At 31.0% G+C, this 25,843-nt stretch carries 25 protein-coding genes and 1 pseudogene; 12 read left to right on the forward strand and 14 right to left on the reverse strand.

The genetic code is table 11. The annotated features are described in order from the left end of the window. The 5 genes and pseudogenes from glyA to GBO31_RS06080 all read left to right on the forward strand — a co-directional run. Positions 1–537: pseudogene (glyA, locus tag GBO31_RS06060) on the forward strand (serine hydroxymethyltransferase); the annotation flags it as partial. 150 nt (positions 538–687) lie between these two features. After that, positions 688–942 (forward strand): hypothetical protein, encoded by a 255-nt coding sequence (locus GBO31_RS06065; protein ID WP_219007437.1) that lies wholly within the window; start codon positions 688–690, stop codon positions 940–942. A gap of 100 nt (positions 943–1,042) precedes the next feature. Continuing rightward, on the forward strand, positions 1,043–2,119 hold the full coding sequence (locus tag GBO31_RS06070; RefSeq protein WP_219007438.1) for a helix-turn-helix domain-containing protein: 1,077 nt from the start codon (positions 1,043–1,045) through the stop codon (positions 2,117–2,119). Between the two features lie 117 nt (positions 2,120–2,236). Then, positions 2,237–3,712, forward strand: coding sequence for a serine hydrolase (locus tag GBO31_RS06075; RefSeq protein ID WP_219007439.1), 1,476 nt, complete (start codon positions 2,237–2,239; stop codon positions 3,710–3,712). 64 nt (positions 3,713–3,776) lie between these two features. Further along, positions 3,777–4,313: a GNAT family N-acetyltransferase gene (locus GBO31_RS06080; RefSeq protein ID WP_219007440.1), complete on the forward strand. Its 537-nt coding sequence runs from the start codon at positions 3,777–3,779 to the stop codon at positions 4,311–4,313. A gap of 41 nt (positions 4,314–4,354) precedes the next feature. Here the strand turns inward: GBO31_RS06080 and GBO31_RS06085 are convergent, their stop codons facing one another. From GBO31_RS06085 to GBO31_RS06100, 4 genes are all read right to left on the reverse strand, one after another. After that, the gene (locus GBO31_RS06085) at positions 4,355–4,960 is read right to left on the reverse strand and encodes a carboxymuconolactone decarboxylase family protein (protein WP_219007441.1); all 606 of its coding nucleotides are present in this window, start codon (positions 4,958–4,960) and stop codon (positions 4,355–4,357) included. Between the two features lie 13 nt (positions 4,961–4,973). Beyond that, positions 4,974–5,480 (reverse strand): signal peptidase II, encoded by a 507-nt coding sequence (gene lspA / locus GBO31_RS06090; protein WP_219007442.1) that lies wholly within the window; start codon positions 5,478–5,480, stop codon positions 4,974–4,976. Positions 5,481–5,574: 94 nt separating this feature from the next. Continuing rightward, positions 5,575–6,423, reverse strand: coding sequence for a CPBP family intramembrane glutamic endopeptidase (locus GBO31_RS06095; RefSeq protein WP_219007443.1), 849 nt, complete (start codon positions 6,421–6,423; stop codon positions 5,575–5,577). Positions 6,424–6,477: 54 nt separating this feature from the next. Then, complete coding sequence (locus GBO31_RS06100; RefSeq protein WP_219007444.1) at positions 6,478–7,017, reverse strand: GNAT family N-acetyltransferase; 540 nt, start codon at positions 7,015–7,017, stop codon at positions 6,478–6,480. Positions 7,018–7,209: 192 nt separating this feature from the next. On the opposite strand from GBO31_RS06100, the gene GBO31_RS06105 reads away from it, so the two are divergent. Together GBO31_RS06105 and GBO31_RS06110 are read left to right on the forward strand one after the other, a co-directional pair. Further along, complete coding sequence (locus tag GBO31_RS06105) at positions 7,210–8,070, forward strand: CPBP family intramembrane glutamic endopeptidase (protein WP_219007445.1); 861 nt, start codon at positions 7,210–7,212, stop codon at positions 8,068–8,070. A gap of 23 nt (positions 8,071–8,093) precedes the next feature. After that, complete coding sequence (locus GBO31_RS06110) at positions 8,094–9,008, forward strand: leucine-rich repeat domain-containing protein (protein WP_219007446.1); 915 nt, start codon at positions 8,094–8,096, stop codon at positions 9,006–9,008. Between the two features lie 9 nt (positions 9,009–9,017). Here the strand turns inward: GBO31_RS06110 and GBO31_RS06115 are convergent, their stop codons facing one another. Both GBO31_RS06115 and GBO31_RS06120 read right to left on the reverse strand, forming a co-directional pair. Then, positions 9,018–9,314 (reverse strand): hypothetical protein, encoded by a 297-nt coding sequence (locus GBO31_RS06115; protein WP_219007447.1) that lies wholly within the window; start codon positions 9,312–9,314, stop codon positions 9,018–9,020. A 20-nt stretch (positions 9,315–9,334) separates the two neighbouring features. After that, positions 9,335–10,900, reverse strand: a complete 1,566-nt coding sequence (locus GBO31_RS06120; RefSeq protein WP_219007448.1) for a hypothetical protein — start codon at positions 10,898–10,900, stop codon at positions 9,335–9,337. A gap of 219 nt (positions 10,901–11,119) precedes the next feature. On the opposite strand from GBO31_RS06120, the gene lpdA reads away from it, so the two are divergent. Further along, positions 11,120–12,526, forward strand: coding sequence for a dihydrolipoyl dehydrogenase (lpdA, locus tag GBO31_RS06125; RefSeq protein ID WP_219007449.1), 1,407 nt, complete (start codon positions 11,120–11,122; stop codon positions 12,524–12,526). Between the two features lie 63 nt (positions 12,527–12,589). On the opposite strand, the gene GBO31_RS06130 is transcribed toward lpdA, so the two are convergent. The 3 genes from GBO31_RS06130 to GBO31_RS06140 all read right to left on the reverse strand — a co-directional run bounded on the left by GBO31_RS06130 (position 12,590) and on the right by GBO31_RS06140 (position 14,937). Beyond that, on the reverse strand, positions 12,590–13,060 hold the full coding sequence (locus GBO31_RS06130) for a hypothetical protein (protein ID WP_219007450.1): 471 nt from the start codon (positions 13,058–13,060) through the stop codon (positions 12,590–12,592). Positions 13,061–13,160: 100 nt separating this feature from the next. Next, a complete protein-coding gene (locus GBO31_RS06135) occupies positions 13,161–13,871 on the reverse strand; it encodes a LytR/AlgR family response regulator transcription factor (RefSeq protein WP_219007451.1) in 711 nt (236 codons plus the stop codon). Further along, positions 13,861–14,937 carry a sensor histidine kinase gene (locus GBO31_RS06140; RefSeq protein ID WP_219007452.1) on the reverse strand — a complete coding sequence of 359 codons (1,077 nt, stop codon included), beginning with the start codon at positions 14,935–14,937 and terminating at the stop codon, positions 13,861–13,863. Before GBO31_RS06140 ends, GBO31_RS06135 begins: the two co-directional genes overlap by 11 nt. Positions 14,938–15,151: 214 nt before the next feature. Between GBO31_RS06140 and GBO31_RS06145 the strand changes: the two genes are divergently transcribed. From GBO31_RS06145 to GBO31_RS06160, 4 genes are all read left to right on the forward strand, one after another. Then, on the forward strand, positions 15,152–15,568 hold the full coding sequence (locus GBO31_RS06145) for a MotA/TolQ/ExbB proton channel family protein (protein ID WP_219007453.1): 417 nt from the start codon (positions 15,152–15,154) through the stop codon (positions 15,566–15,568). A gap of 5 nt (positions 15,569–15,573) precedes the next feature. After that, positions 15,574–16,446 carry a TlpA family protein disulfide reductase gene (locus tag GBO31_RS06150; protein ID WP_219007454.1) on the forward strand — a complete coding sequence of 291 codons (873 nt, stop codon included), beginning with the start codon at positions 15,574–15,576 and terminating at the stop codon, positions 16,444–16,446. A 34-nt stretch (positions 16,447–16,480) separates the two neighbouring features. Continuing rightward, positions 16,481–17,803, forward strand: coding sequence for a serine hydrolase domain-containing protein (locus GBO31_RS06155; RefSeq protein ID WP_219007455.1), 1,323 nt, complete (start codon positions 16,481–16,483; stop codon positions 17,801–17,803). Positions 17,804–17,981: 178 nt separating this feature from the next. After that, positions 17,982–19,100 (forward strand): glycoside hydrolase family 26 protein, encoded by a 1,119-nt coding sequence (locus GBO31_RS06160; RefSeq protein WP_219007456.1) that lies wholly within the window; start codon positions 17,982–17,984, stop codon positions 19,098–19,100. A 5-nt stretch (positions 19,101–19,105) separates the two neighbouring features. Here GBO31_RS06160 and GBO31_RS06165 read toward each other — a convergent pair whose 3' ends face one another. From GBO31_RS06165 to GBO31_RS06185, 5 genes are all read right to left on the reverse strand, one after another. Then, on the reverse strand, positions 19,106–20,467 hold the full coding sequence (locus GBO31_RS06165) for a DUF3179 domain-containing protein (RefSeq protein ID WP_219007457.1): 1,362 nt from the start codon (positions 20,465–20,467) through the stop codon (positions 19,106–19,108). A gap of 68 nt (positions 20,468–20,535) precedes the next feature. Further along, positions 20,536–22,302, reverse strand: coding sequence for an ABC transporter ATP-binding protein (locus tag GBO31_RS06170; protein WP_219007458.1), 1,767 nt, complete (start codon positions 22,300–22,302; stop codon positions 20,536–20,538). A gap of 231 nt (positions 22,303–22,533) precedes the next feature. After that, positions 22,534–23,073 (reverse strand): metal-dependent hydrolase, encoded by a 540-nt coding sequence (locus GBO31_RS06175; protein ID WP_219007459.1) that lies wholly within the window; start codon positions 23,071–23,073, stop codon positions 22,534–22,536. 20 nt (positions 23,074–23,093) lie between these two features. After that, a complete protein-coding gene (locus GBO31_RS06180) occupies positions 23,094–24,392 on the reverse strand; it encodes a hypothetical protein (RefSeq protein WP_219007460.1) in 1,299 nt (432 codons plus the stop codon). Positions 24,393–24,408: 16 nt separating this feature from the next. Continuing rightward, complete coding sequence (locus tag GBO31_RS06185; protein WP_219007461.1) at positions 24,409–25,767, reverse strand: DEAD/DEAH box helicase; 1,359 nt, start codon at positions 25,765–25,767, stop codon at positions 24,409–24,411. Positions 25,768–25,843 lie beyond the last annotated feature (76 nt).

A 25,843-nucleotide genomic window follows, 5' to 3' on the forward strand; every position in this document is an offset into this window, starting at 1 on the left:
AAAAGTGGTAAGAAAAGAATGATGTCTTCTTTATTTGATAGTGCTGTTTTTCCTGGAAATCAAGGTGGACCACTTGAGCATATTATTGCAGCTAAAGCAATTGCTTTTGGCGAAGCATTAACTGATGAGTTCTTGCACTATATTATTCAAGTAAAGAAAAATGCTGCTACAATGGCAGATGCATTTGTAAAGAAAGGATACCAAGTGATTTCTGAAGGAACAGATAATCATATGATGTTAATCGATCTGCGAAATAAAAACGTTACTGGTAAAGTAGCTGAAGAAGCATTAGGAGTAGCAGAAATTACTGTGAATAAAAATATGGTACCGTTTGATGACAAATCACCTTTTGTAACTTCTGGTATTCGTATTGGAGTAGCAGCGGTAACAACACGAGGATTAAAAGAAGATGATATGCTGGAAATTGTAGAGTTGATAGATCGTGTTATTATGAATGTCGAAAATGAAGAAGAATTACACAATATCGCAAATGATGTGAATGCTATGATGGCTGATAAACCGTTGTTCGTAGTTTAAATTTTTGTGGCATATAAAATTATATAAAATGCGTAGCCTTTGGTTACGCATTTTTTTGTTTAATTTGGTTTTTGAAGATGATTTTTATAATTAGGATGATTATATATAATCTGATATCCAGAAATTAAGGGAAGTACTAATCCAAGAAAAATGAAAAAGGTTTTTAAAGTTAGAGGAGCTGTTTTTGGAAGTTTATATCCTAATAAAATTCATATTAACGTTGGTTACGGAATAGGAATGATGGATGGTGGGAAATTACTAATGATAGATACATTTAAAGTTCCGGAAAATTGCAGAATGCCAAATACATTAGTATGGATCATTTCAGAAGATTATGGTTATAATGTGATAAAGATTGAAAAAATGTCTGATTTGGAAGCCAAAGAAAATCCATTAGTTCGATGAATGTTCGAGGATTGATAAGGCTTCAAAATATTACAATTTGTATATTGCGAATGCTAAATAATATAAATTAAGTTTTATTTTAAATTGATTTATAAACGTATTGGAAGGTAAAATAGAGTTTATTGAAAGCATAGGGAAGATTGTTGTTTTTACAATGTTATTACTTTCAGTATTTCTTTTTACTGTTAAAACAAAAAACAAAGTATCTAATAGATTATTTGGTATTTATCTATTAGTAATTGCCTTTGATTTAACAGGACTATTTTCTGGTAAAATTTTAGAATATCCTAATCTGAATGCATTAAAAGTAGCTTCAAGTCTATTACAATTACCATTGTTTTATTTATATGTATTATCTGCTTGTTATTCGAACTTCAAAATAATAATAAAGCATAGCATTCATGGTCTTTTATTTGTGTTGTTTTGGGTTCTTTTTGTTGTAACCAAGTTTTCTAATTGGGTCACCATACTATATGAGATTGTAGTTGAATTGCAATTTATAGGTTATATAATGGCTGTATTTATAGCCTTAAAAAAATATAAGACCATATATCTGGAAAATTACTCAAGCACTAAAGCGATTATTTACAAATGGTTGTTTAATATCACCTTGTTTTCCTGTATAGCACATAGTTTTGTTGTTTTTAGATGGTATTTAGCTAATTCTACTTTTCAAGAGTATTTGATCTATGTAAATATATTAATAAGTATTTCTGTACTATTAATTACAGTTTATTTTGCATTGAGTGCATTATACAAACCAGAGATTTTTACAGGAATTAATATAAATATAGAACCTTTAGCATCTCAACAGAAAGGAGCTATCTCTAAAAAAATAACAACATCGGAGAATGATGCTTTGCTAAAATTAGAGAAATTTATGAATAGTGAAAAGCCGTATTTGGATTTTGAACTTACGCTACAAAAATTGGCTACACAAATCGATATTCCTGAAAAGAGTTTATCCCTATTAATCAATAGGCATTTGGATAAGCATTTTTTTGATTTTATAAATTCTTATCGTATCGAAGAAGCGAAGCATCTTTTACGAAATGAAACCTTAACTATTCAGCAAATCATGTATGAAGTTGGTTTCAATTCAAAATCTTCTTTTAATACAGCTTTTAAAAAGCATACTTCAGAAACTCCTTCAAACTTCAGAAAATCAGTTAATTAAAAAAGTACGACTTTTAATCGAACCTTTTTCATGCTATAAAATGGTTCGAGTTTCTTTATTCGTACTATTTCATCTTTTTGAATTTTCACTTTTGTGTCAAATCAAAAAATAATTAAGATGAAATCAATTTATGTTATAGTACTTTTTGTATTGGTTCAGTTCAGTTATAGTCAGAAAAGATCTTTGGATTGGAATCAAATCGATCATCAAATACGTTCTCTAATGGAATCATATCAAGCTGTTGGATTATCCGTAGCTATTGTTAAAGATGGGAAAATCTTGTATTCAAAGGGTTTTGGGTATAGGGATTTGGATAATAAGCAGCCTGTTAATGACGCTACGGTATTTCACATAGCATCAATGACCAAGGCTTTTACAGGAACTTTATTAGGTGCTTTAGAGTCAGAAGGTAGCCTTTCTTTGCATGATAAGCCATCAAAATATATTCCTAATTTTCAATTTTATAACCGAAAAATGGATAATTTGATTACGATTGGAGATTTACTAAGTCATAAGAGTGGTATCGGTAATCAAGGATCTTCTATTGTACTTTTTCCAGAAGAGGATAAATTAAAAACGGTACAACGTTTACGATATCTAAAACCAGAAGGAGATATCAAAAATAGCTGGATCTATAGTAATCTGGGATATACTTTAGCAGGAACTATAGTGGAACAAGTCACTGATAAGAGTTGGGATAGGAATATAAAAGAAAGAATATTCGATCCATTACAAATGAATACTTCTTATACAACAGTCGAAGCAATGAAAAAGTCCAATAATTTTGCTCTTGGTTATGCTATGCACAATGGAAAGATTGAGCAGGTTCCTTTTGAGAATTATTATTCATATACACCAGCAGGAGCTATTAAAAGTTCAGTAAAGGATTTATCTAAATGGATGTTAACTTGGTTAAATAATGGAGTTTTTAATGATAATCAAGTGATTCCTGAAAAGTATATTAAAGAAGCTACGACGCTTAAAAATATAAATGAGGATACTTATGAAAAGGATTCATTTTTGTATGGAGAAGGATATGGTTGGCGTTTAAGATCGTGGTCCGGTCATTATAGATATCATCATGGAGGAAATACAAATGGTTTTTCAACAGTTATGAATTTATTTCCTTTTGAGAATATTGGAATTGTTGTATTAACAAATCAAAAATCCTCATTGTTGCCTTATGCTGTTTCAGATTATATTTCCAGAAAATTAATGAATCTTCCCAATTTTGATTTTCCTATAAAAGTTGATGATATTTATAAACCTACAGATCATATTGTATCGTTTAACAAAGAAAAAATGCCAACACATCCCATACAGAATTTTGCTGGTACATACAAAGCCAATGGATTTGGAACTATTCGAGTAGTAGTAGAAGACCAACATTTATTTGCCATTCTTCCTACGTATACATTTGAATTAGCACATCTTAGTTTCAATAATTTTTATCTCAAAGGAACTAAAGGTTTTAATGGTGATTTTAATCCGGAATTTACTACTAAATTCGAAATTGATACCAATGGAAATATTTCTCAATTGAAATTATATTCTCAAAAAGAACCGGTAGTATTTTATAAAGAATCGCAATAATTATAGATGATAAGAAATTAGATTTGCTATATTATACATACACCAAAATTAACTCTAACAATTAATGAAAGTACACATAGAAACAGATCGATTTATCTTAAGAGAGTTGGAAGATGATGATGTTCAAGGAATGTACGAACTCGATTCAGATCCAGATGTACATAGATTTTTAGGAAAAAAACCAATAAAAACAGTGGAAGAAGCTAGTAAAGTTATCGATTATATTAGAGGGCAATATATAGATAATGGAATTGGACGTTTAGCTATTATAGATAAGAAAACAAATGATTTCATGGGTTGGTCCGGTTTAAAGTATGAGAAAGAATTGCGTAGAGAATTTGATTATTACGATTTGGGATATCGATTAATAAAAAAGTATTGGGGAAAAGGTATTGCTACTGAAACTGCAATAGCATCCTTAAAATATGGATTCGAAACATTAAAACTAGAAGAGATTAATGCTGCTGCAGAAATTGATCATATAGCATCAAATACCATACTTAAAAAGGTAGGTTTGCAATTCGTAGAAACATTTGAATATGATCAGGTTCCACATAACTGGTATAGTATAAAAAAATCAGAATGGATAAAACAACAATAAAATTTATTGAAAACTGACTGTAAAATAAAAAGGATACTGTTTTAAGAATGTCCCCAATTATCAGGATCATCGGAATCGTTAGGAGATAACCCAATAATATCACCATCTGTATCTACACCAAGCCCAACTACAGTTCGATTTACATAATTGAAATAGCTAACTACTTGGTTGATTTCTAAAATTTCTCCGTCAGTAAGGTTTTGATCTCTTAGAGAATCAATATCTATTTCGGTAATAGTATGATGCGATATTGTTAGTTTTTCAGCATATTTTAATCCTTGAAGGTATTTTGTGTCAAAATAAGAAGCAACAGTATCCTTTTGAATACAATCAATAATTTGTTCAAATTTATGATCATCTGCTAATAAACGTTTTAATCCGGCACTATGATGCGCCACACAATAATCACATTGATTTAAGAAACTTACATAAACACCTAAGGTTTCTAAATACCATTTTGGTAAAGTATTATTAGCGTTATGCAATACATTTTTATATAAACCCATGTGACCTACTAGTGTATGAGGTCTTAGACTGTGAATAGATAATACATTATCTACATTGTTATTAGGACCTTTTACACGATCATACAATCGTTTTAGCTGTCCTTTTGCTTCTTCGAAAGTTATTTCCTTTATCCAAGCCATGTTATCTGTTAATTTATGTAAAGAAAGTATCTTTTTTGGTAATTAAAGAAGTAATTAAAATAATAAATGACCCAAGCATTATGGATACGTCAGCCATATTGAAAATTTCCGTTTTGATAATTCCTAAATCCATAATCATAAAATCAGTTACAGATCCATGAACAATACGATCATAAAGGTTGCCAATTCCTCCACCAATAATAAAAGTAAAACCTAAAATTGTTTCTTTAGAATAATTGGTTTTAATAATAATCAATCGCAATAAAAAGAGTAAAACTAAAACAGGTAGTATCTGTAATAAAAGAATTTTTGAACTTGGTGCTAAATCAGCTCCTAAACTGTATGCAGCCCCCGAATTTTCAACTTTTGTTAATATAAAATTATCTTTTAAAACCTCTATTTTTTGATCTTTTGCTATAGTGTTTCTAACTACCGTTTTTGAAATTTGATCACAGCTCACATTTATAAGTACTAAACAAAAAATGAGGAGAATTCGAATTTTTTGGCTGATTGTTTTCATATACAATAAGTAACGATGTAATTTCCTAAATGTTACGTTTTATATGTAGAGTTTAATAGCTCTAAATATGATAATTTTAGTATGAATTGTGTACTCATTTTTTTCGGATTAATTGTATATAAATTAAGGATAAGAATAACATTAAACTATATCCAATAAGACCTAAAATTCCTGCTTCTGGACCATATCCTCCTCCGGTCATTAGATCAAAACCATTATTTTCAATCCTGTAAAATGAATTTGTAGCTTTATTACCACTCATTGTAAAGCCAATTAGAGTTTGGGTGAAATTCCATGCTGTATGAAGCCCAATTGATAACCCCAAGTTTTTAGTTATAATAAAAGGAATACACCAAACAATTCCATTTATTGTAAGGAATACAATAGAAATAGTACTAGAGTTATTAGTATTCATATGAGCAAGTCCAAAAAATATAGATGATAGCACAAGTGCAATTAAAAGTGCTTGTTTTCTGTTCAATATTTTTGATTTAAATCCATCATAGATATTGGTAAATAGGTACCCTCTAAAAAATGTTTCTTCCAAAACACCTACTAAGAACATTTTCAATCCGAATAAAAGTAAAGTTGGAACGTTTAGAGCTGATTTAATTTTGGAAACTACTAAAATCTCACTATACATACCTATCAAAAGCATTAAGATAACAGAAAGAAAACCAAATAAAATACCAACTGAGAAATCTGAAAAAGTCACTCTTCTGAAAATCAAACCATAGTCCGAAAAATCTATTTTGTCAAGATATTTTGAATTAAAATATAAACCTAATACAAGGATTATTGCAGCTCCAGTGAATTGTAAATAAGAATTGTTAATTAGAATCAGTGGAGAAATTAAAATTAACAGCGCACTAATAAATAGTAGGATTCTCCAAAGAGCTCTGAGTTTATAATTATTATTAAAAAACAAACTTTTAAAATGCATCTAATACGAAGCTGTTATTATATAAAAGGATAAGAAAATATAAAGATTAAACTGCTACAAAGTACTTTTTCTATACAATACACAAGATACTATTTCTGGATGATCCAATAACTTAGGATGTTCAAAGGTTTTGATTTGTTGCATCCCAATTTTTTTCATTACTGCAATAGAATTTGTATTGATTTCGGAAGCTACAGAATATATGTTTTTCAATCCTAAATTCTCAAAAGCATATTTTAAACATGCTTCGGCACCTTCTGTGGCATATCCTTTTCGCCAAACCGACTTTTTTAATCTCCATCCAATGTCTACAAAAGTGTTTAATTCCTCAAGATAGGATTGTTCACTAAGTCCTATAAAGCCAATGAAATCATTGTTTTCCAATAAGTCTACAGCAAAATAACAAAATCCCGTTCTTTCATACATTTGTTGCATGCGTGTAATAAAGTCTTTAGTTTGCTCTAATGAGGGTTTAAATGGAAAAAACTCCATAACAACATCATCATTGTTAACTTCCTTAAAAAAAATATCCGCGTCTTCAATAGACCAATTCCGAAAACCAAGTCGTTCTGATTGAAATAAATAAGGTTTCATAAGTGTGTGATTATATAGAATTGAAAGGTACACATAATTAAAATACAGCAAAACGAAAGAGGTATTATTCGCTTATAAATTAAAAATCAACATCGAATAGGGTAGAAGTTCCAATAAGTACGGACGAGTTTTGTATTTTGGTTTGCTTTTAAAACGGAATGATAGTTGATTAAAAAATAGAAACTTACAACCATGATAAAATTAGAAAAAAGTGTTTGGGGATATATTATCCTTGTTATGTTAGCAACCTATTTAGTACAAATACTTGCAATTATTAACGGTGGACAAGAATATGAGTATTTTCAACTTTTTATCGCTGTAAGCATGTTCTTTCCTTGTATAGGAGCGATCATTTATCTAGTAAAAAATAAGATCAGTTTAAAATATATTGATTGGAAACCGCGAACATTTTGGTATCTATTATTAAGCTTCTTAGTTCCTATAATTATTACTTTACTCGGTAGATTATTATTTGAAAAAATTGGTTGGGGTATTAATAATGAATACCTAATTTCAAATAATAAAGTCGTTGATATCGATCTGCCTTTGCTTTTAGGAAATGAAGATCAAAGTATTTCTTTTTTTTGGTCTAATTTTTTTATTTCCATGATTGTCATTAATTTAATAAATAGTGTGTTAGCGTTTGGAGAAGAAGTGGGTTGGCGAGGTTTTTTGCAAAAGAAATTGTTAGAGCAAAATAGTTTGCTGAAATCTATAATCTTTCTGGGATTGATTTGGGGGTTTTGGCATTTCCCATTGATCCTAAGTGGATTTAATTATCCAGAATATCCAATTTTAGGTGCTTTTATATTGTTTCCATTGAATACGATTTTTATATCAAGTTTTTTAGCGCTGTTGACTATTAAATCAAAAAGCGTTTGGCCAGCAGTTTTTGCGCATGGAGGTATTAATGGAGTTATGTCATTGCTATTCGAAATGGATTTTGGCACGCATAAATTACAAGCAAATCTAGGTATACTTGGTATATGGATGATCATTGGAATTATATCTTATATTTTTCTTGCCAAAGGATATAAAAATACAAATGCTTAGTTCTTACTGTAAATAATAACTTAATGAAGAAAAAATATTTCTTAGTTGGCTTTTTATGTGTTCAATTTTTTGCTTACGCTCAAAATAAAGCATTACCTCTTAAAGAAGTTATAGATACAAACCAAACCATCACAGAGCTATCACTGGATTGTAATGAAATAAGTGTTTTTTCAGATTCCATCGATAAATTATCAGAATTGACGTCATTGTATGTCACTGGTTGTGAATTAAAGCAAATTCCTTTTGAAATTTCACAATTTCAAAAGTTGAAGTTACTTAATTTGGAAAGTAATGAGCTAGCTTTTATACCTAAGGATTTTACTAATCTTGAACAATTAAGAGTACTAAATTTACGTAACAATGAATTCAAAGAGATTCCAAATTTTCTAAGTAAACTCTCGAATCTTAGAGAAATTGATTTAGCCAAAAATCCGAATCTCAATATGTTCCAGGCTAGCAAAGTGTTAACACAAATAGAGAAACTGGATTTTTTATATCTAAGTGGAAATAATCTTAAACAGTTACCAAACGAATTCTCTAATTTTAAGGCATTACAAGAACTACATCTTAGCAATAATCCAGGGCTTGATTTAGATCAGTTTTTTTCGATAGTAGCTAAAATAGAATCACTTAAGATTTTGGTTTTATCTGAAAATGAGCTTACCATCATACCTGAAAATATTACCGTATTACAACAATTAGATGGTTTGGTTTTGGATACTAATCCTAATCTTCAAATGATTGATTTAGTATCTAAATTAAACTTTTTACCAAATCTTAAAGTAGTATTGTTAAGGAAAAACGGACTCCGAACGCTACCAAAAAAACTAACAGGCTTTTCTCAATTGAAAATTTTAGACCTCAGTAACAATAACTTTTCTAAAAAAGAACAACAACGAATTCAAGAGCAGTTGCCCAATACTAAAGTTGTTTTTTGATTGGATTATTTATTGAAGGATCCCACTTAATAAAATACTAACTGTACATCCTATTCCCATAACTGAACCGATTAAGATACTTAATACTATCTTTTTTGAAGAACGACTGTTTTTAAGAAATACTTTGGAAATTAATAATTGACTTAGAAATATTGAGATGGCATAAATTGCAAAAACAATCAAAACAAGAGGCTCTTCAGTCCATTGAAAACTATAGCTGCCTTCATCTATAAAGAATAGAAAGAGTGTAATTAGAATAGAACTAAATCCTAAAACATATAATTCTTTGTTTTTAGAAATGATCATTTGTCTGATAGCGAAATCTATTAATTATCATCCATTTCAAAAATAATACTCTCGTAAGCACCGATATCTGGAGCAGTCATATCTCTTGGAGTTCCTAAAATATCGGTACCCATTGTTGGAGTAGATGCCTGTCCATTTGCTGCAGAGTTATCTCCAATGTTCAATTCATTTTCCGAAGGATTTTTAAAATCAGGGTCCTGATTTAAAATTATATTTGAAAATATACTGTTGTTAGTAAAATCATACAATTCATTATCAGCAAACTGATCATTAAAATCATTAAAACGAATAAGAGAATTCGCAAAGTTGTAATTAAAAGTAGTTCCTTCGGCTCTGGTGATTCCTAGTTCTAGATCTTGAGTTCCGTAAATAATACAATTGGTAAAATTCGCTTCTAACAGGTCTTCAGCAAGAATTTCTGTTATATTTCCATTTTCGTCCCTTACTACAAATATATTATCGAGAGCAACAGTTGGAGTGTCTCTAAAACTTTGATTCCAGAAATTAGCAAACGTACAATGATTAAAATTGTAAGTACCACCAAAAGATGCATATAATGAGTGTATTCCAGTATTATTAATAACCAAGTTTTCACCTCTTATGTTTGCAGTTCTACCAAGAATACCATATGCCGAATGATTATAAATTTGAGAATTTGTAATTGTCAAAGTAGGATCGGTACCTCCATCATTAGAATCCATAATAATTCCAGCAGCTCCATTTTTTATAGTAGCATGATTAATTACATGCCCTGTACTACCAGCGGTTAACCAAATAAAAGCCCATTGACCAGGAGTGTCGCTAAAACCAGGCTCTAAACGGTCACTTTCAAAGATCACTTCATTTTCTAGTAATTCAGGATCAGAACTTACTTCACCATTTACTATTAGTGTGGCGTTGTTTGCTGCAATAATACCAGATTGATCATGGAAATGAATTCTTGCTCCTGCATCTATGGTTAAAGTTCTGTCAGGAGGTATCGCCGCAAAACCATAGATCACATAGGGCTTTTCGTTTGTAAAATTAAGCTCATCATCTTCAAGAAAAAAACCTTCGACTCGTATTTCTTCCATATTATCATCTTCTCCCAATAGAAGCGTTTCTACAACTCCGTTTGCATCTCTAGAAGGAAATAAAAACACTGCATCTTTAACTAAGGTAACTAAATCTACATCTTGCTGACTTCCATTAGGATCAAATAAAATACGATCCGTATACAAGAATTCTAAATCTCCGGTTTGATCTGTAATATCTGTAGTAGTTTCTACGAAAACAAAAATACTGTCTTTGGCAAGTACTTGGATATTTTCAAATGACTTTCCAGGAATTCCATCTACATTAAGTCTATAACTAGAACTTTCTCCTCTTTCCAATGCGATGCTCGGTATCGTAAAATCATCATTTGTTCTATTGTATACCTTAAAACTATAGGTACTAGAGCCAATATTTGTAAAAACTGTATCTAAAAACAAGGTATCCGTGGAAAACTGAAGATTTCCTGTACTTGGACCAGATTCAAAATCTTTACGGCAAGAGCTCCATAATACTATAAGAACAAGAAGAAGAAGAGAGGATAAATATCGCATTATATTAACTAGCTATTTTTATTAAAACAAGCACAAAAAACTTTTAAAAAATCTATAATTTTTAGAAAAGCTAATTGTCGCATTAAATGTATAACTTTTTAATCACTACTAATATTGCTTTGGTAATAAAAATTTGATAAGATCTTCACTTCTGTAAGAAGTAAAACATTTGTACATTTGTTATTCTAAAATATAAGTAAGACCACATAAAAATCTCTTATGAGTACATATGATGTAGCCGTAATCGGCTCCGGACCTGGTGGATATGTTGCAGCTATCCGTTGCGCCCAACTAGGTATGAAAACTGCAATAATCGAAAAATATTCAACACTTGGTGGAACTTGTCTTAATGTAGGATGTATCCCTAGTAAAGCGTTACTGGATTCTTCGCATCATTATGAGCATGCGATAAAGCATTTTTCGGATCACGGAATTGAAATTCCTGGAGAGGTAAAAATCAACTTAGAAAAGATGATTGCTCGTAAACAAGCAGTCGTTGATCAGACGACTGGAGGAGTTGATTTCTTAATGAAAAAAAATAAGATTGATGTTTATGAAGGTATCGGATCGTTTAAAGATGCTACTCATATCAATGTAACAAAGAATGATGATTCTGTAGAAACTATAGAAGCAAAGCATACTATTATTGCTACTGGATCTAAGCCATCTACCTTACCATTTATTAAAATCGATAAAAAACGTGTCATTACATCTACTGAAGCTTTAAAACTTAAAGAAGTTCCAAAGCATCTGGTAATTATCGGAGGTGGAGTTATTGGTTTAGAGCTAGGACAGGTATATCGTCGTTTAGGAGCTGAGGTATCTGTTGTGGAATATATGGATAGAATCATTCCAGGTATGGATAAGGCTTTATCAAGAGAATTACAGAAAGTACTTAAAAAACAAGGAGTAAAGTTTTATACTTCACATAAGGTAACTGGTGTGAAAGCTACTGCGAAGCAGGTAACCGTTACTGCAGATGATAAAAAAGGAAATCCAGTAGAATTTAAAGGAGATTATTGTTTAGTGTCTGTCGGAAGAAGACCTTTTACAGATGGTCTAAATGCTGAAGGAGCAGGTGTTAAGCTGAATGATAGAGGACAAGTCGAAGTAAATGATCATTTACAGACTTCTGCAAGCAACATCTATGCAATCGGTGATGTAATAAAAGGAGCTATGCTAGCTCATAAAGCTGAGGAAGAAGGAGTTTTTGTAGCCGAGACTTTAGCAGGTCAGAAACCTCATATTGATTATAACCTTATTCCTGGAGTAGTATATACTTGGCCTGAGGTTGCTGCTGTTGGTAAAACAGAAGAGGAACTAAAAGAAGCAGGAATTGCTTACAAATCTGGACAATTCCCTTTTAGAGCTTTAGGAAGAGCGCGTGCTAGTGCAGATCTAGATGGATTTATTAAGATTTTAGCAGACGAAAAAACAGATGAAGTGCTTGGAGTTCATATGGTGGGTGCACGTTGTGCTGATCTCATTGCAGAAGCAGTAACTGCAATGGAGTTTAGAGCTTCTGCCGAAGATATTTCTAGAATGTCACATGCACATCCGACATTTACAGAAGCTATAAAAGAAGCAGCATTAGCAGCTACAGATAATAGAGCTTTACATGTATAAGGTAAGGATTTAAAACTATAAAAAAAGCGAGCACTTAGCTCGCTTTTTTTATAGTTGTATATTTTATTGAGTATTACTGCCAATATTACCTTCGGCAATAGGAGTAGATAGATCATTACTATTATAAATTTTGATATGTCCATCAAAAGCTATTAAATCTTGATACGTTAGCACTTCATTATTAAAAGTAAGTTGAGTGGACGAATCAAAATAATTAGCACTTGACATTCTATCAGTATCCGGAAGGTTATAGAAGTCTCTAAATCTAAATATAACATCGCCTCCCTCAGATAACGAATTCTCATATAAAAAAGCTGTGTAAACAGCATCAATATCAGCCTCCATTAGTTGTATATCAACAAGAAAAACTCCATCAATAGGAGAAGAAGATTTTGCAAAAAAGGCCGAACCGCTTATTCCTGAGTCATTCGCTTCTTGCATTTTATATTGCTGTTGTGGAATACCATCATCATCATTACTGCAAGATGAACAAAAGATGGAAAATGTAAATAAGAGTAAAATTAATTTTTTCATGTGAATAGGTTTTGAAATTTCCCCTAAAGACTATACTCTCAATTTCTTGTTGCAATACAACAATCACAATATAAAACTGGTAAATTTCTTTTTTCTGAAGTTACATTTTTTCTAACCTATTCAATACTTGAGTCTTGTAATTTCTGCTAATTGGGATTGATTTGTTATTTAGTACTAATTCTTCATTAGAGAAAGAATCTATTTTTTTAATTGCAATGATGAAAGATCTATGGGTTCTCATGAATTGTTGTACCGGTAATCGTGCTTCAATATTACTGATAGTCTCTCTGGTTACTATAGTTGCATTATCACAATGAATTTTTAAATAATCATTGTAACTTTCTACATAAATGATTTCTGAAAAATCTATTTTCTTCATTCTTCTATCGGATCTTACGAACATAAAATCATTTTGTTCTATTTCTGGTATCACGGTATTTGAAACTTTATGATGTGTTTCCACATAGTTATCAATGGCGTTTAGGAGCCTTTCAAAAGAAATAGGTTTTAACAAGTAATCTACAGCATGTAAATCAAAACCATCTACAGCATATTCTCGATATGCAGTGGTAAAAATAATTTTAATTTCCCTATTGATTGATTTAGCAAATGAAATTCCTGATATCTCCGGCATATTAATATCTAAAAAAATTAAATCTACTTTTTGAGCATTGATACAATTAAAAGCTTCTAAAGCATTTCCGCAAACAGCAATTACATCTATATGATCAATTTTTTCTAGATGACTTGCAATAATATCCCTGGCAGTAGGTTCATCATCTACAATGATGCATGATATTTTAGGATTCATAAGTAGTTGTCTTTATGTTTTTTAAATGTAGTTTTACTATGAACCAGTGCTCATTTGTTGTAATTTCTAAGGTGTGATTTTCCTTGTATACCAATGCTAACCGCTTTCTGATATTACTTAATCCTATTCCAGTATGATCTTTCTCATTATTTGGTAGTATAGTATTTTTTATAGAAAAGTTAATTTCATTATCCATACACACTAGACTCATTTGAATAGATAACTTTTGATCAATAATTTGACCATGTTTAAAACTATTTTCCACAAATGGAATGAATAACATTGGAGCTACTTGAATATTGTCATCTATATTTTGAAAATCTAATGAAATATCTAACACATCTCTAAAACGCATTTTTTCTAAGGCTACATAATCCTGAATATGGTTTATTTCTTCCTGTAATTGAACTAGAGGTTTATCAGATTGATATAATAGATAATCCAATAGATTTGATAATTTTAGAATCATCTCGGGAGCATCTTCGGACTTTTTTAAAGCAAAACCATATAAGGTATTTAAAGTGTTAAATAAAAAATGCGGATGAATCTGCATTTTTAGGTAATTCAATTCCTGTTCTTTTAGTTTTAATTGAGCTTCTAAAATTTTGTTTTGCAGAGCTTGATTTGCAGTGGTAGATTTATAATTATGCTGGGCAAGATTCAAAGCACTGGCTATAAAAACCACAAAATATACAGCAACAAAAAGAAAGAATGGACTTCTTGTCATTGGTGCCATTCCTTCGTATTTAAGAGACGATAAAAATATAAGGCCATAAAAGAATGAAATCACGATAAAAAATGCGGATACAATGATTGTATAGATACAGTATAATAGGAATAAACCGTATCGTTCTTTGATCAAATATTTTGGTATTAAAATATCAGTTACTGTATATGTTGTACCAATAGTAACGGGCATAAGAAATAACGAAAATGAAAATACATAATTAATATCTTCTGTATTGTAACCGAAAAAATAGGTGTATGCAAAGAGTACTGTTACCCAAAAAATAGAGTGCAATAGCAGTGTAGCTAATTTTTTAAGAAGAATATCTTTGGAAATCATATTTGAGTACAATATCTGTAATTTTTATTTTTCAAACCGTATTTTTGGACGAATAACCAGTTTATCTAGCTTTATGACAAAATTTAAGCCTTGTTTTCTGAAAACTATAGGAATTGAGTTAAAAACGAATGGAATTCGGTAGATAAGCGCAAAAAAAATCTTTCTAGAACCTAAGAAACTAGTTTTGAATATGTTTAATTCAAAATTACTTACTATGATATTACTATTTCTTTTACAAACAGAAAATAGATCTTTTTTCTCATCATTCTTTGGGAGATTGCAAGAAGGAGGGATGTTTTTTATGTTTCCTATTCTATTGATGCTATTGTTGGTATTGTTTCTTATCGTTAAAGGATTACTATCAATTAGAAATGAACATAAAGGACTTCAAAGAAATATTCAGTTACTAAATTCTATAGGATTATTAACCTTAGTATGGGGAATGCTTGGACAACTTATAGGCATTGTTGGAATGTTCGACCAAGTAGAAGAAATTGGAAACATATCTACTCCTGTTTTTGCAGGTGGTCTTAAGGTATCAGCCCTTCCTCCAATTTTTGGTTTTATTGTCTTTATAATCTYAAGAATTGCTTCGGTAATTTTTACCTGGATACGTAAARAATCTGAGTAAGGATTATGAAATATTCTTTAATTAGAATTCTTTTAGGGTTAGTGACTCTGATTGTAATAAACGTGTGCTCTTTTCTACTGTTACGAGAAGTACAGCTTATTTATAAGTTTTCAATTTTAAGATGGATTCCTATTTTTACCTGTATTCTCAGTTTTTATGTAGCAGGAAAAATTAATAAAAAAGTGCCTTTTAAGTTAACAGCACTTTTGTTGATTGGCTTATTGGTTTTTAAACCATTTCGATATTTTTATTTTCCTTTTATAATAGTTCTTCTTTTATATGCATTGGCATCTCTTTCTCTTACTCGTATGGAAATACAAAAAAAATACAAGTTAGGGATAGGAGGAGTTATGTTAATAATATTCATTGGATATATGTTTTCTCAACCTCTAGTGCTTCAACAAAAAGGATTTAAGGAAACACCTGATGGACATCTGGAAAATGCTATGATCCTTTGGGGGAATCAGGCTGGAGAGAAAAAACTCGTGCCGTCTTTAGCATTTGTTAATGAGAATGGACTAAGAATGAGTTTAACAGAATTCCAAGGTAAAATTGTATATGTGAGTTTTTGGGCAACATGGTGTGCACCTTGTTTACAAGAAAAGCCCTTGCTAGACAAAATGAAAACCAAATTTTCTGATAAAGAGCATATAGTTTTTATCGATATTTCTATTGATAGTAATCAAAAAAAATGGCATAATTTTTTGAATAAATATGATGTTAAAGGCATTCAACTACATACAGATGGAAATGAAATAAGAACAATGCAAGCGTTTAACTTTTCGGGTCTTCCATATCATATCATTATTACTCCCGATGGTTATTATAAACAGAATAATGATTTAGCCTCTTCAGAACAATTTTTAGATAAACAATAACATAATCGCTATTCATAGCAAAAAATAAAACATTATGAAAAACAAAATCATAATACCTTTTCTTTTGATAAGTATAGGTATCGCCGCACAAAGTTTTGATAAAGTAAAGTTAGACAGTTTGTTTACTGTCATCGATCAGAATAATAAAGGAATGGGAAGTATATCAATATTTCAGAATGGAAAAGAAGTGTATGCTAATTCTATTGGGTATGCTGATATAGAAAAAGACATAAAACCCAATAAAAATACGAAGTATCGTATTGGTTCTATTACGAAAACCTTTACAGCTACGTTAATTATGCAGTTGGTAGATGAAAAGAAATTAAGTTTAGATACACACTTATCTGCCTATTTTCCAGAAGTATCCAATGCAAGTAGGATCACCATAGAGCACTTATTAAGACATAGAAGTGGTTTGTTTAATTTGACTGAAGATAAAGACTTTTTAAATTGGATGATTTTACCGAATACGAGAGAACAGATGTTAGGCAGATTAGTAAAGAAAAATGTGAGTTTCGAACCAGGTGCTAAGACAAGATATTCTAACACTAATTATTTATTACTTTCTTATATAGCTGAAGAAATAGAAGGCAAAACATATGCAGAAATTTTACATGCTAGAATTATCAAACCACTAGGTCTGAAAAGGACTGCTTATGGAAAAAAAATAAACTCTAAAAATAATGAAGCCTTATCTTATTTGTTAAAAGAAGATAATTGGGTTATGGTAAAAAATGAAACACATATGAGTGTTCCTATCGGTGCAGGAGCTATTGTTTCTACTCCTACAGAATTAAATGTATTCTATGAGAATCTTTTTTCTGGTAGATTGGTTACAAAAATTTCGTTAGATAAAATGATGGATATTTCAAAAGGGATGGGGATTGGACTCAGTGGAGAAACTTTTTTTAATAAACAGGCTTATGGTCATAATGGAGGTATTGATGGCTTTCAGTCCCTTACATTATATTTACCAGAAGAAAAAATTGGGGTTTCCTACATAGGAAATGGAGTAGTAATGTCTCCAAATAACTTCATTAATAATGTGTTGGATAGTTATTATAACAACAATTATCAGCTTCCTAAGTTTGAGAAAGCATTAAAATTTACGACTGAAGAATTAGATCAATATTTAGGTGTTTATATAAGCGAATCATTTCCTTTTCAAATAACAATCAGTAAAGATGATACTGTACTCATAGCAGATGCAAAAGATGGTCCTACATTTCCGTTAAAAGGGTATAGTAATAATAAATTTATTTCTGATAGGGCAGGAGCAGCTTTGTTTTTTTATCCAGCTAAGGATAAAATGGTGTTGGAGTTAAATGGAAACAAAGTGAATTTCAAAAGAAAATAAAATGTTATTTGAGCGAGGAAATCAAAAACATACCTTAACAAGAAAGTAAGTATCGTACTTGGAAGTCTAAAAACCTTGATCTTCAATTTAGTGATCAAGGTTTTACTTTTTTAATGATAGGTGTGAACTTTAATAGTTTGACCTGTAAGGTTTTAGAAACTATACGACTAAAAATTGTATGAGTAGATTCTTTTCCATAATGATTTTCTTCTTTTTTATAAGTTGCTCTACAGAAGAAGAAAGTTTATTTGATCCCAATGCAGAAAGAATACCTCCCTTAATCACCAATGATGGTTCCTTTGCTGATCAGAATTTATGCGAGGAAGCTAAAGAATTATATAATAGACTTATAGCATTAACCCAAAAAGGAATCGCTTTTGGCCAACAAGCCCCTTTTGGAACCGGTAATAACTTTCCTATGCCTGACAAATTGGATGAGGACTTTTTTGAAGTTGCTCAAGATCATCCAGCAGTCGTGGGTTTTGATCTGGAATTGATAAGCCTTCAAAATGACCTTATTATTGATGATTTTATAGAAAAATTTACCAATGCTGTTGTAGAAGCTCACGATAATGGTAGCATAATAACAATGAGTTGGCATATGGTAAACCCTAATAACTCAGCGGGTACTTTAACAACAGTTGTTCCGGATATGTTAGAAGGAGGAATGTACCGAAGTAAGTTTTTAGATAACTTGGCAAAAGCAGCTAGAGTATTTAAAAATATAAAAGATGCTGATGGAAATCCAATTCCAGTATTATTTAGACCTTGGCACGAAATGAATGGCAACTTTTTTTATTGGGGAGAGGGTTTTAGAACTACAGAAGAGTTTACCCAATTATATAAGGATACGGTAAGGATTTTATCTGAAGATTTGGATGTGCATAACTTGATCTACATTTATGCACCAAATTGGGTTTCTACCTCAGAAGAATATATGCGTAATTATCCAGGTGATGCGTATGTAGATATGCTAGGTGTAGACGTATATGATTTTAAAAACGGGAATTTTTTACAAAGTGCTTTAAGAAACTTACAAATTGTAGAAGATATTGCTACCGAAAAAAACATGCTTTTTGCACTTACCGAGACTGGAATAAAAAATGTAACTCAGACTGATTGGTGGACAAATAGTTTGTACAAAGCTATTCGCAGTAGTAGTATCACCTATACTATGATCTGGAGAAATGATACTCCATCTTTTTTTCATGCGCCTTTTGTAGGACATCCTTCTGAAGATAATTTCAAAGAGTTTATGGATACTGATTTGATATTGCTTAGTGAAGATATTAAGTAATAGATCTATTTAATTAATTTAACTTCGGGAAAAGCGGCTTGGTATCCAAACCAGAAAGCGTTATATGCAGGAAAACGTTTTAATTCTTGTTGAGTAGTAGTGTTTATTAAAGCATTTTCTTTCAATATCCAAGTATTCCCTTTATCATCAATTGCAGTAGCATTTTTATCGTACTCAATAAATTGAATAGCTTCAGAGAAATAAACTCTATGTGCTCCTGTTTTATCGGTAAATACAGTAAAGTTTAGATTGTTGATTTTATGTTTAAATATTTTTTTTCTTTTTAAGAACTTAGATGAGATCGCAAAGTTTTCATCGGTTTGATCAGGAAGTCTTATAGCGAGTATTTGTTGTTTGTTTTTAAGTCTTTTATCTTTTTTAGGAATATTAAACATTAAGTCATCAGTTGCAAAATATTCTTTATACGCTACTCCTTCATTATAATCTCTTTGATGTCCAGTTCTCAGAGATAAAACCAAAGTTTCTGGATGTTTCTTTTTCCATTCACCCCATGTTGTGGTTACTACACTTAGATATTCCAATTCGATATTTTTTCCTACTAAAGGACCAATAACAGGCTTTCCCCATAACGTATTCCAAAGTGATTGTGTTTCTTTGTCATACATTAGTTTGTTAGAGCGATATAAAAAACCACTGGTACCAAATTGATATTGCACACCATCTTCATTTGTTTTGTATAGTATAACAGTACCACACAAAGTACAATATACTCCAGCAACTGGAATTCCTCCGACAGTATCTGTAAACATTTCATGCCAAGCTAAAATACGTTTTGGATAGGCTCTAATATCACCATTAACGGTTATACCAAAAATAATATGATCATCTTTTAAATAAGTAGCTTGTTGTGCGCTAATCATTTTTGGATCTCTAAGCGGTGGAATACCATCTTGTACCACGCCACCCCAACGTACTTCATCTAATCGAATGGTAGATTGATGGTCTCTATTCAGGAAATATCTATAGAACCTTTGATCTATAGAGTGATGCAGTATTGCTTTGAATTTGTAATAGGATGCATTGTAAGCAGGTTCTTTATTCCAGATGTATTCAAACCAGGAATGAAAATCATAGCGGTAATTCTTTTTAGTCTTTTTCTCAAGTAGTTCTAAAATCTTAGTAGCGTTTTTTACATTTTTTAGAAAGTATAAGGTTTCAATAGCAAGTATTTCAAAACTTTCCTCCCAATTATTCTTAATATAAGCGTGTGAAATATTATGTGTACGTGGATCCGGAGAAGTAAAAAAGTCTAAGAAATATTCATAAGCTTCTTTTTGCCCTACTTTTTGAGCACTTATTTCGTGAATACTAAAAAGTAAAACAATTAATACCAGAATTTTTTTCATTCGACTTTTTTGATTTGGTCGAATGTTTAGCCGATTTTCAACAGAATTATGAAAGTTTTAATACACTTTTAGATTCTTGCCTGATAGGTATATAGGTCAAAATATCTTCCTTCTGCAGCGATGAGTTCTTCGTGCGTTCCTCTTTCGGCTATATTTCCAGCTTCAATAACTAGAATTTGATCGGCTTTTTTGATCGTACTTAGTCGATGTGCTATTACAAAAGTGGTTCGACCTTTCATTAATTCATTTAAGCTTTTTTGAATTAAAGCTTCACTTTCTGTATCCAAATTAGAAGTAGCTTCGTCCAAAATGATAATTTTTGGATCCGCAAGAATCGCACGAGCGATAGCGATTCGCTGCCTCTGTCCTCCAGATAGTTTTACCCCACGTTCTCCAATCAAGGTATTTAAGCCATCATCAAAGCGATCGGTAAATTCATTTACATATGCTGCTTTTACAGCTTGTTGTAATTGTTCTTCAGTAGCATTAGGTCTAGGGAAGAGTATATTGTCTCTGATACTGCCTTCAAATAAAAATTCATCTTGCAATACAACTCCTAAATTACTTCTATAACTATTTAAATTCACTTTAGAAATGTCATTACCATCTATAGTGATTATACCAGATTCTGGATTTAAAAAAGTAGCGGACAAACCGGCAATTGTAGATTTTCCAGAGCCTGAACTTCCTACTAATGCAGTTACTGATCCTGAAGGAGCTTTAAAACTTATGTTATGTAACACTTCTTTACCTTTTTCATAAGAAAATGATACATTATCGAAGATGATATTTCCATGAATAGTATTAAGTTGTATGGTACGTTTTTTAGGATCCTCTTCTGGATCCATATTCATCAACTCTTCGGTTCTATCTAAACCTGCTAGCGCCTCAGTTAATTGAGAACCAATATTACTCATCTGTACTATTGGAGCTATCATAAAAGCTAAATACATAGTGAAGGAAAGAAATTGCCCTGCAGTCATACTACCTTCCATCATATAATACCCACCAATTCCCATGATTCCAGTGGAAGCAATACCAGCCAATAAAAACGTAGAAGAACTGGTCATTAAAGCTGTTGCGGTTAAACTCTTTTTTACATTTTGAAATAAACGATCAACACCATTTTCGAAAATTTTATGTTCTTGTTCTTCTGCACCAAACCCTTTAATGACTCTTACACCAGCAAGTGTTTCTGTTAACCTTCCTTTTACTTCCGCATTTATTTCTCCTCTTTTTCTAAAAATAGGACGGATGTACTTAAAAGCTTTTAAAGCAACAATACCAAACAAGGTAATTGGGACTAAAACAAAGAGTGTCATCCATAGACTTTCATTAATTAGTAATATTATAGATACAATGGCAGTAAATATACCTCCAACCAGCTGTACAAGTCCAGTACCAATAAGATTTCTAACGCCTTCTACATCACTCATAATTCTAGAAACCAAGGCTCCTGATTTTGTGTTGTCAAAGAAACTTATCGGTAACGTAAGAACTTTTTTCTGTACCTGTGCTCGTAATTCGGAAATTAAAAACTGTGCTTGTACACTTAGAACTCTGGTCAAAAGAAATGAAGTAGTCGCTTGTACTAATATAGCAGAACCGACGATAATCAATAATTCGTATAACAAGGACATATCTTTACTAGGGACTACCTCGTCTAATAGAGATTTACTTTTCCAAGGTAATATTAAACCTGCTACACGATTTAAAAGAATTAATATTAAACCAATAAAAACTAAACCTCTTCTTGGCCAAATAATGGTTTTGAAAGCTTTAAATATGGTAACTTTTGGTTTCTTTTTTGATGTTTTGTTTGTGGTGGATTTCATTTATGTATTTTGTTGTTTTTATTTGTCAGATGGAATCGCCATAGAATCATATTGGTTAGAAATCAATGTAGTTTTTATGGCTTATTTTATCTCTGAACTATAGAAATAGACTTTCTTATTTGTAAGAGTTTTATGTTCCTTAAAATTCAAATATCCTTTTGTTTCTCTTGGATTAGTAATGGAAAATAAAACTTATTATATAGACGTCTAGATTTTGCTTGGCATTAAGAACTATGACGATTTTGGTCTTTTGAACAAATGCATAGCTAATATATAAATACCTGATGGAATACCTATCCATATGAGTTCGCTTAACAATACTTTAATTCCCCAAATACTAAAAAACTTACTTGCGCCGATCGGTGAAACCTGTATAGGCCTTGAAGGAAAGAAATAACGGGTGTCATCAAATGGAGAAAAGAATGCTATTCCTAAACCTCCAGAAGTCATTGCATCTAATATTCCGTGAGAGGCAGTACATAAACTAAAATAGAGAATAAGGAATACAGCTGTTTTTGTGTTTAGTGTTTTGTAATAGAAGATAACAGTAATCAGAATACCTAGTATCAATGCAAAAACAAAAGAGTGTGTAAATCCTCGATGTCCCCAAAAATCTTCATAAGCAATGCCAAACTTAAAACCAGCTACATCGGCATCAGGAATAATAGAACAAACAATTCCTAAGATCCAAAGTTTTTTGGTTCTTAATTGCTTATTAAAACTTGTTCCTAATGCATAAGCGGTTAATGCATGTCCAAAAACTGAAGCCACTTAGAAGTAATTTTAAGGCGTTAGTTGTTAGTTATATACTGAAACGGAATATTCCATTCAATGTTATTATCTTCATTAGAATATACCTTTTTTACTCTTAAATAATTTGATCCTTCACTTAATTGAGATAGGTTGAGGTAGGTCAGAATACCAAATTGATTGGTTTTTGGATGATAATACTTTTTAAATTTTGCTTCATATTTCTTGTCATTTATATACACCTCATTATACTGGTGATAACAAATCAGATTTCTTTCGTTAGTTGGAGCATCATTCTTTTCATAAATGAAAGCACAGATATTTTTTCTTAGTTTTCTTTCATGTTCAAATATTGGAATAAATAATTTCACAATTTTTTTATTTACTACATCTGCTTCAATTTCAGGAGTTAACAAAAAGTCTATTTCTTGATTTTCATTTTTGTAGTAACCTGCATATGTTTTTGTATTATCAAAGTATTGCTCTTGATTAGCTAAATAGAGTATGTTCGTATTGTTTATTTGATAGGATGCTACGAATACTCCAGACAATAACAAAAGTGCTAGAAATCGTATAAGGCCTTTATTTTTTTTAAAATTTGAACCAAATGTCATAGTGATCTGAAGTAGGTTTTTATAAAGAGGCCCAAATGTAATTAGCGTGGTAATCTTAACTATTTTAAAACTTAATATTTGAAGTTTTTCGTGTTGCTTAAATTGTTTAATGTTTGATATTATTGACAAAATCGATTGAAAAAACAATAAAATTCCTAAACCTATAATCGGTATTAATGCTATTGGTTTTGGAATATAGTTTATTAAGAAATTATAGATAATCAGATAAATAGTCGATGTAATAGCCAAGTATGAATAGGTAAGAAGCAAAGTAAAAGCAGCCGAAAAAATAACACTACAGATATCATCTACTTTGTGTATAGTATCTTTTAATTTTGGTAAAATAGAAAGAATTCGTTCTGTATAAATTTTTGAGTAAGCACTATCATCTAAGCTATAATCCGGAAATACAGAATTAAGTCCTACCAATCCTATCCAATAAGCTCTTAGTAAAAAGTGTATGACAAACATGGATACTAGAAAACTTACGGCTAGTAACCCCATAAAAACAATAAAATATCCTATTAAATATTGTTCTGGAGGCAAGAAATCAATAAACTTGTTAGTTCCCCAATTTATGACACCAAATAATTGAAATGTACCGAATATTGCGATTGCAGATACTAATAATTCAGCTTCCCAACTTTCGTCTTTTAATCGTTGTAACCAACTTTTAGTTATAGTTTCTTTTTGACCATTGTTTTCATCTTTTTGAATAGACGTCATAGTATTCCCGAATAAATTATTTCTTCTTCTTTTTCTTATGTTTTAGATTAAAAGTTTTATCTCCTTTAGTCTTTGGTTTCTTATATTTCTTTTTGATTTCCCGCTTATACTTACCTCCTAAATTTACTTTTTTATTTTTCTCTTTCTTTTCATGAAAGGCTGCACCAACTTCATCATTAGGTCTTTTATGAGGATTATATATTTCTTTTACTTTAGGTTGCTCCTCAGGAGTTAATTGATCAGAAATTTCAATACTATTAGGAAGATCTAATTGTTCAATCTTCATATCCATTAGTGTTTCAATGGATTCCAAATATTCTTCCTCTTTTTCTGTAGTAAGTACAAAAGAAACCCCTGCTTTTTCGGCACGTCCGGTTCTTCCAATTCTATGCATATAGTTCTCCGGATATTCAGGAGTGTCTAAATTTATAACTTGGCTTACATTTTCAATATCTAAACCTCTCGCCATAACATCAGTGGCGATAAGAATTCTGTTTTCTCCTTCTCTAAACTGTTCAATACTCCTTAATCGATAATTTTGGGTTTTATTAGAGTGAATAACACAAACTTCATCATGAAATTTTCTTTCCAACCCTTCAAACAATCGATCGGCTATTTTTTTATAACCTACAAAAATGATGGTCTTATGAAAAACTTCAGTATCCGAAAGAAGATGCTCTAAAAGATTAACTTTTGTATAAAAATTAGGTACTTTATAGCCATATTGTTTTATGTTCTCCAAAGGGGTACCACTTTTTGCAATGGATATTTTTGTAGGATTTCTAAAAAAATCTGTAATCATCATGTCCACATCATCGGTCATGGTTGCAGAAAACATGATGTTTTGACGTTGTTGAGGGAGTACATCAAAAATATTCATTAATTGATGTCTAAATCCTAAATCAAGCATAACATCTACTTCATCAATAACTACTTTTTGAATGGACTTTAACTGTAATGCTCTACTTACTGCCAGATCATAGAGACGACCAGGTGTGGCAACAATGATATCCAGACCTTGCGATACTATTTGTTTTTGTGTATTGATATTTGTTCCTCCATAAACCCCACATATGCGAGCGTTTATATATGTGGTCAATTTTTCAATTTCATCTACCACTTGAACTACTAATTCTCTTGTAGGAACTAAAACTAAAACTCTTGGGTTTTGCTGAACAGAGTATTTTAATGCCCTTAAAATAGGTAACATGTACGCATATGTTTTACCTGTACCAGTTTGGGCAATACCAACCACATCTTTACCCGACATAACTACTGAGAATGCTTGTTCTTGAATAGGAGTAGGAGTATCAAACCCCATATCATCAAGTGCATTAAGGAGTTGTGTGCTTAAATTTAGATCTTTAAAAGTCACTTTTTAACTATTTTGTGTGCGAAAGTAATTTATTTGAACACTAAAAAACATGATTACTTGATGAATATAGTATTTT

This window comes from Aquimarina litoralis (genome assembly GCF_019295435.1).
GTDB classification, from domain to species: Bacteria; Bacteroidota; Bacteroidia; order Flavobacteriales; family Flavobacteriaceae; genus Aquimarina; species Aquimarina litoralis_A.